This is a genomic window from Paracoccus sp. (in: a-proteobacteria) (assembly GCF_047605025.1).
Classification (GTDB): Bacteria; Pseudomonadota; Alphaproteobacteria; order Rhodobacterales; family Rhodobacteraceae; genus Paracoccus.
Genome location: NZ_JASGGO010000038.1, coordinates 21721 through 28500, shown reverse-complemented (window position 1 = coordinate 28500; position 6780 = coordinate 21721). Strand labels below are relative to the sequence as shown.

At 65.4% G+C, this 6780-nt stretch carries 7 protein-coding genes and 1 tRNA gene; 4 read left to right on the top strand and 4 right to left on the bottom strand.

The genetic code is table 11. The features are described 5' to 3' along the window. Positions 1–260: 260 nt before the first annotated feature. The gene (locus QM682_RS17120; RefSeq protein ID WP_415131917.1) at positions 261–1070 is read right to left on the bottom strand and encodes a DUF1778 domain-containing protein; all 810 of its coding nucleotides are present in this window, start codon (positions 1068–1070) and stop codon (positions 261–263) included. An 18-nt stretch (positions 1071–1088) separates the two neighbouring features. On the opposite strand from QM682_RS17120, the gene QM682_RS17115 reads away from it, so the two are divergent. Genes QM682_RS17115 through QM682_RS17100 form a run of 4 tightly spaced genes read left to right on the top strand, consistent with a single transcriptional unit; the run spans position 1089 to position 3455 of the window. After that, entirely contained in the window at positions 1089–1946 is an 858-nt protein-coding gene (locus tag QM682_RS17115) for a Mu-like prophage major head subunit gpT family protein (RefSeq protein WP_415131915.1), read from the top strand. Next, the gene (locus QM682_RS17110; protein WP_415131913.1) at positions 1946–2164 is read left to right on the top strand and encodes a phage head-tail joining protein; all 219 of its coding nucleotides are present in this window, start codon (positions 1946–1948) and stop codon (positions 2162–2164) included. The genes QM682_RS17115 and QM682_RS17110 overlap by 1 nt, the downstream gene beginning before the upstream one ends. 2 nt (positions 2165–2166) lie before the next feature. Continuing rightward, positions 2167–2346: a hypothetical protein gene (locus QM682_RS17105; RefSeq protein ID WP_415131911.1), complete on the top strand. Its 180-nt coding sequence runs from the start codon at positions 2167–2169 to the stop codon at positions 2344–2346. Continuing rightward, positions 2343–3455 (top strand): tyrosine-type recombinase/integrase, encoded by a 1113-nt coding sequence (locus QM682_RS17100; protein WP_415131909.1) that lies wholly within the window; start codon positions 2343–2345, stop codon positions 3453–3455. The genes QM682_RS17105 and QM682_RS17100 overlap by 4 nt, the downstream gene beginning before the upstream one ends. A 5-nt stretch (positions 3456–3460) precedes the next feature. Here QM682_RS17100 and QM682_RS17095 read toward each other — a convergent pair. The 3 genes from QM682_RS17095 to QM682_RS17085 form a co-directional block, all read right to left on the bottom strand. Further along, positions 3461–3535, bottom strand: a tRNA-Glu gene (locus QM682_RS17095). A 134-nt stretch (positions 3536–3669) separates the two neighbouring features. Next, complete coding sequence (locus tag QM682_RS17090) at positions 3670–4770, bottom strand: Gfo/Idh/MocA family protein (protein WP_415131907.1); 1101 nt, start codon at positions 4768–4770, stop codon at positions 3670–3672. 26 nt (positions 4771–4796) lie between these two features. Next, positions 4797–6767: a CocE/NonD family hydrolase gene (locus QM682_RS17085; RefSeq protein ID WP_415131905.1), complete on the bottom strand. Its 1971-nt coding sequence runs from the start codon at positions 6765–6767 to the stop codon at positions 4797–4799. Between the last annotated feature and the right edge of the window lie 13 nt (positions 6768–6780).

Below are 6780 nucleotides of genomic sequence, written 5' to 3'. Positions count from 1 at the left end.
GGGTAGCGCGGCAGCTTGCGGATGATCGCCTCCGGCAGTTCGGGAAGCCGCACCGCAGTCGACGAGAGCGTATAGTATCCGGCGATCCCGTCGTCCTGCAGCACAAGGACGAAGGGCGCGGCCATCTTCTTTCTGGCGTCCTGTCCGGCCTGTGTCCGGAAGTAACGATCGAGCGGCTCTACACCGCTTTCGAACCCTGACCGGTCATGTTGAGGGCCGAGAGGTTCGACCCGTAGGATGTCGTCTGCTTCTCCCACGCGTCAGACGCCTGTTCTCTCGCGATAGCGTCGAACGGTGTCACGCAGCCGCGCGTTGACCGGCTGCGGTTCGATCAGGGCCTGGACGAATGCCTGGCTGTCCCGCAGCGAAAGCTCCAGATGCTGATGTTCCTCGATGGCCCGACGTGCAGCGTCCTGGACGCTGGTCAGGACGAAATCCGTCACGCTGCGCCCCTGCAAGGCGGCGGCATGTTCGATCAGACGCTTTTGATCAGTGGTCACGCGCGTCTCGAGGCGCTCCCCCCGGACGCGGCCAGTCGTTGATCTCTTTGCTGCTTCAGCCATTTTCCAATCTCCAATCTTCCAGAGATATGTACGGCCAATGGCCGGAAAAATCAAGATACCGGACAGCCAGCGAACATCATGAGCCGCCGGGCAGAATAGTGAAGCAGCAGGCAGAATTCGCTGATCGGCTTGCCATCTCATCGGTGGAAGGGGAAGGCCTTCCCCCTGGCCGACACTGCGTTGCCGGCACACCCCCTGCCGCGCCTTGGCGGCGTCCCATAGGTCTTGCGGCACGATGCGCAGCTCGGGCGCTTCGGCGCGTATCCAGTCGTTTTCCGGGTTGAGGCGATAAGCGGAACGTCCCGTGTCGGGGTGTTTCAGATTCTTCTGTCGGTTCCAGCGGATGACGCCGACATAGAGTTCGCAATTGAGGGTGCCGGAACTAATGGTGCGATTGCCCCGAATGGTGCTGTCGGACCAACGCTTGCCGATCTTGCCCGCCTCGACGCGACCACGAATGCCGCGATGGGTCTTGAGAGCGAGGTCTTTGAGGAACAGCGCGTTCATGGTACCTTTGAGGCCGACATGAAGTTCGTTGATCTCGCCTTCGGACAGGGTGATGACTGTGACGCCTGCGAAGCGCAGACGTTTGAACACGCCTCGGGCGCCCGCCAGTCGAGCGCGCGGGACTTCCGGCTCAAGTGCAAGCTGACCCTTGGCGATGCACCGGCGCTGGAACAGGTCTACGAGCATGGCGAGTTCAAGAGCGGCACCATCGCCGAGGGGCAGGAAACCTACAAGATCGACACCTTCGGCAAGATCATCGGATACACCCGCCAGGCGATGATCAATGACGACCTGGGCGCGCTCATGAGCACGACCAGCAAGTTCGGGATCGCGGCGCGCGCCTTCGAGAACGATTTCATCGTGAAGTTGATCACCAGCAACCCGGCCCTGTCGGACGGCAAGGCGGTGTTCCACGCCGACCACCGCAACCTTGCTGTCTCGGGCGATCCCGACCCGGACGTTCGGCTTGCCATGAGCCTGACGACGCTGGCGAACGCGCGGCTTGCGATGCGCTGGCAAACCTCTCTGGGCGGGATGCTGGTGGACGTGACGCCGCGCGTCGTGCTGGTCCCGCCCGAGCTGGAGACGCCGGCCGAACAACTGCTGGCCGATATCGCCGCGACCAAGACCGACGATGTTAACCCGTTCGACAACCTGACGCTGCTTGTCGAACCCCGGCTGACCGACACGGCCCAGTTCTACATCGTCGCCGATCCGGCGACCGTGGACGGGCTGGAATATGCCTATCTGGAAGGCGCGCCCGGCCCGCAGATCGAGACCCGCGCCGGGTTCGAGGTGGACGGGGTGCAGATCAAGGTTCGCCTCGATTTCGGGAGCGGCTGGATCGACCATCGCGGTTGGTATCGGGTGAACTGATGCCGGTCGTGGTTGAGGAACTGGCCCAGATGCGCGATGCCCTGATCAGGGCGCGCGCCAGGGGCGTCAGGACGTTGCAGGTGGGAACCGAGCGCGTCGAATACCGCACCGACGCCGAAATGGCCGCCGCAATCAACGACCTGGAGGCGCGGATCGCCCGCGCCACCACACCCGCCCGCGCCGGCATGGTGCGGTTCAGCACCAGAAAGGGGTTTTAACCATGGCAAACCGTCCTTCACGCTTCAAGCAGGCCGATCTTACCCGCGCCGCCATGGGCGTGATGGAAGCGGGGCTTGAGGTGGACCGCGTTGAGATAGATCAAGAGGGAAAGATCATTATCATTCCACGCGGCGCGGCCAGCGCCGTCGGTGCCAACCCCTGCGACCGATTGTTGAAGTGAGCAACCGCAAGACCCCGTTCCCCGGCGTGACCCGCGCCCCCGACCGCCACGGCAAGGCCCGCTGGCGGCTGCGGCGCATCGTGAAGGGTCACCGGATCGACTGTTATTTACCCGGTCCCTACGGGAGTCCCGAGTTTCGAGCGGCCTATGAGCATGCCATGGAGGGCATTCGCTTGCAGGCTCCGAAAGCCAAGCCCGGAACTCTTGGTTGGCTGGTCGAGCATTATTTGGGAAGCATCCGCTTCAAGAATCTTTCGGACAGCCGCAAGCGGTCCTTGCGCGGCGAATTGGACTGGATCAGGGGGCAGGCGGGTGATCTGCCGTTCGTGAGGTTCGGGGTCGAGCATGTCGAGGCGCTGATGGCGCGCAAGACCGGCCCGACCGCCGCGAACACGGTCAAGAAAAACCTGTCAGCCCTGTTCAATTACGCGATAAAGAACGGCTTCCAGGGGATGCAGCACAACCCCGCACGCTATGCTGACCGGATGAAGGAAAACCCGGACGGCTATTACACGATGAGCGATGCCGAGATTGACCAATATCTTGCGCATCATGGCCCCGGCACCAAGGCCCGGCTCGCGATGCTGCTGATCTTGAACACCGGGGCGGCCCGCCAAGACGTTTGTCGCATGGGCTGGCAGAATGTTGACCGTGGGCGAATTGCCTATCGTCGCGGCAAGACCAAGATCGGTGGCGATTATCCCATTTTGCCCGAGATGGCGACGGAACTGGCGCACGTCCCGCAAGGGCAGATGTTGTTCATCACCTACGGCAAGGGCAGGCCCTACACGGTCGAGAGTTTCGGTAACTGGTTCAAGGATCAATGCGCGGCGGCTGATCTGCCGCATTGCTCTGCGCATACTGTCCGCAAGGCCGGTGCGACCAGACTGGCGAACGCTGGCGCAACCCCCGACGAAATCCGCGCTTACCTAGCTCACAAGACCAATAAGGAAGGCGCAACTTATACCGGAAAAGCCGACCGAGCGCGGCTGGCCGACAGCGGACTTGCCAAGCTGACAGAGGCGAAACACGGAACAAATTTGTCCAACCTGTGCGATAGGTTGGACATTTCCGCAGAAGAACAGACTGAAAGAAAAGGAAAAATCTGATGAAGTGGCAGCCCGTAGGGGAGTCGAACCCCTCTTTTCAGGTTGAAAACCTGACGTCCTAACCGATAGACGAACGGGCCACTTCTTTACCGTCGCTGGCGACAAAGGGCGTTTATGACAGCTTTCCGGAAGGCGCAAGAGGGTTTGCGAAAACTCTTTGGGTCAGTCGGCGCGGCCCCGGACATGGCGCGATCCGGGGCCCGTTCGAAGCGTCTTAGCCGGTGACCGCCACCCAGGCCGAATCGCGCCGGCCGGAGGCGAGGCAGGCGTCGATGAAGCGCATGCCCTTCAGCCCGTCCTCGATGCCCGGCAGGCCGTCCGGCAGGTGCCCGGCCTGGATCGCGTCGGCGGCGTCGCTGTAGAGGCTGGCGAAGGCTTCCAGATAGCCCTCGGGATGGCCGGCGGGCACCCGCGCCGCGCCGGCGAAGCCCGGCCCCCCGCGTGTCAGGATCTGCGACGGCTCGCCCAGCCGGGTCAGGCGCAGGCGGTTCGGGTCGGCATGGCTCCAGTCAAGGCCCGCGGCCTCGCCCAGGACGCGCAGGCGCAGGTCGTTGTCGAAGCCCGGCGCCACCTGACTGGCCCAGAGCATGCCCCGCGCGCCTCCGGCCATGCGCAGCAGGACGTGGCAATTGTCGTCCACGCGGCGGCCCTCGACAAAGCTGTGCAGCTCGGCCGCGACGGCCTCGATCTCAAGCCCCGAGACGAAGCGCGCGAGATGCGCGGCATGGCTGCCGATATCGCCGATGGCGCCGCCGCCCGATTGTGCGGGGTCGGTGCGCCAATCGGCCTGCTTGCCGCTGGTCGGCCGCGCGAGCCAGTCCTGCGCATATTCCACCTGCACCACGCGGACACGGCCAAGCGCGCCCTCGGCCACCAGGCGCCGCGCCTCGCGCAGCATGGGATAGCCCGCATAGGTATGGGTCAGCACGAAAAGCGCGCTTGAGGCGGCGGCGATGCGGGAAAGTTCTTCGGCCTCGGCCAGGGTGGCGGTCAGGGGCTTGTCGCAGATGACATGGATGCCCGCCTCAAGGAAGGCGCGGGCGGCGGGCAGGTGCATGTGGTTCGGGGTGACGATGGCGACCGCGCGGATGCCGTCGGAGCGCGCGGCCTCGGCCCCGGCCATCTCATGGAAATCCGCGTAAGAGCGTGCCAGCCCCAGTTCGGCCGCCGAGGCCGCCGCCCGGCCGGGATCCGAGGAAAGCGCCCCCGCCACCAGATCGAAGCGGTTGTCGAGCCGCGCCGCGATGCGGTGAACGGCGCCGATAAAGGCGCCCTGACCGCCGCCCACCATTCCAAGACGTATCTTTTGTGTCATGTTTTCCTCTTGTTGTGCGCCGCCGCTCACATCATGTCGCGGGCGATGGTCCTGGCGAAATCCCGCTCGCTCACGATCCGCTCTCCCTCCCAGGCGGTGACCTTGGCGCGCAGGATCCAGTCGGTGGCGCTGCATTCCATCCATGCCTCGGCCAGCGTGCGAACCGACCAGTCGCCGCGCCGCATCAGCGTCTGCCAGCGGCAATGCCCCCGCATCGACAGCGGATCCGAAGGGCTGATCGACCAGATCTCGTCCCGGATTTCGCCATGGATCATGCCGATGCCGGGCACTTCCTCAAGGCCGGTATCATCATGGATGTGATATTCGGTCCGGCCCTCGCCCAGGTCGCGGATGACGCGGCGCCAGGTGTTGCCGGGCGCGTGCCGGGTGTAATGCGGCAGAGGGTCGGGGTTCGCCGGCTCGGGGACCGTCACCTCGGCGCAATCGCCCAGCAGCGGCAGGTCCAGCGCGACGCTGCCCATGTCCACGGTCACGCCCGGATCGGTCGGCGCCGGCAGGATCGTCGGCCAGTAAGAGGTTCCCAGCGCCAGCCGCAGCCTATGCCCGGCGGGCAGGCGATAGCCGCAGGCGTCCAGGACCAGCGTGACCTGCACGGTCTTGCCGTGGGGCATCGGGCGGGGCGCCTCGTTTCCGTCGCGATGGGCCAGGTTCAGCACGCCGTAGCAGATGCGGTTGGCGGTACCGTCGGGATGCACGTCGACCAGCCGCGCCACCAGATTGGCAAGATCGGCCTGGCAGGACAGCGCCAGCGTGACCGAGGGCTGGCCCAGAAGCTCAAGCGGGGTGTCCAGGGGCGCGGTCTGGAAAAGCAGGCAGCCGGCATCATCGCCGCGCTGATCCTGGGGCAGTTCGGCATCGGGCTTCAGCGTGAACCATTCCCCCGAGGCGGTGCCGCTGTCCAGGGGGCTGCACAGGTAAACGCTTGGCCCCTGCGCCGGCGCGGGGGCCAGCTTCGGGCCGTGCAGGCGCAGGCTGCGGGGCGGGGTCCAGGCATCCTTGGCGATCCAGCGCCCAGCATCGTGGTCGCGGCGCGGGGCGGGGGCGATGCCGTCCAGGATATAGGCGCGGACCTGGGGCAGGTCCTCGGCGCCGTTGGGTTCGTCGCGCAGCCAGCGATTCCACCAGCGGATCGCCTCGGCGTGGAAATCGGCGCGGGGCCTGGGCCAGGCGAAATGCGGATATTTGTGGATCCACGGCCCGATGATCGCCTTGGACCGCGTGCCCATGCCCCGCGCCGCCTTCAGGGGGGTGTTGCGATAGCCGTCGGCCCAGCCCGCGATGACCAGCGAGGGGATCTGCACGGCATCGAAATCCTCGCGGATCGAGCCATGTTTCCAGAAATCGTCCCGGCGCTGGTGTGACAGCCATTCCTCCATGAAATAAGGCTCGTCCCGCAGGCGCTGCAACCACATCTCGCGCCAGCGGTCGCCCACCAGCGCGGGATCGGGGCAGCGGGACTGATAGGCCAGCATCGTCGCCGCCCAGGAAAGCTGTGCCGAAAGGTGGCAGCCGTCCTTGTAATGGATGTCGTCGTTGTAGCGGTCCACCGTCGAGGCGATCGAGATGACCGCCTTCAGCGCCGGCGGCCTAAGCGCCGCGACTTGCAGGCAGTTGAAGCCCCCCCATGAGATGCCCATCATCCCGACCGAGCCGTTCGACCAGGGCTGCGCGGCGATCCAGGCGATGACCTCGGCGGCATTGGCCAGTTCGAGGGGCGTATATTCGCCGTCGATCACGCCGTCGCTTTCGCCCGAGCCGCGAATGTCCACGCGCACGCCCGCGATGCCCGCGGCGGCAAAGACGGGATAGGTCGAATCGTCCCGCGCCTCGGTCCCCGAGCGTTTGCGATAGGGCAGGAATTCCAGCACGGCGGGAACGGGGTCGGTCCCTTCGGGCATCCAGATCCGGGCGGCAAGGCGGGTGCCGTCGGCCAGCGTGATCCATTCGTTTTCGATGGTGGTGAAGTCTCGGGTCATTGTCGTTCCAGGG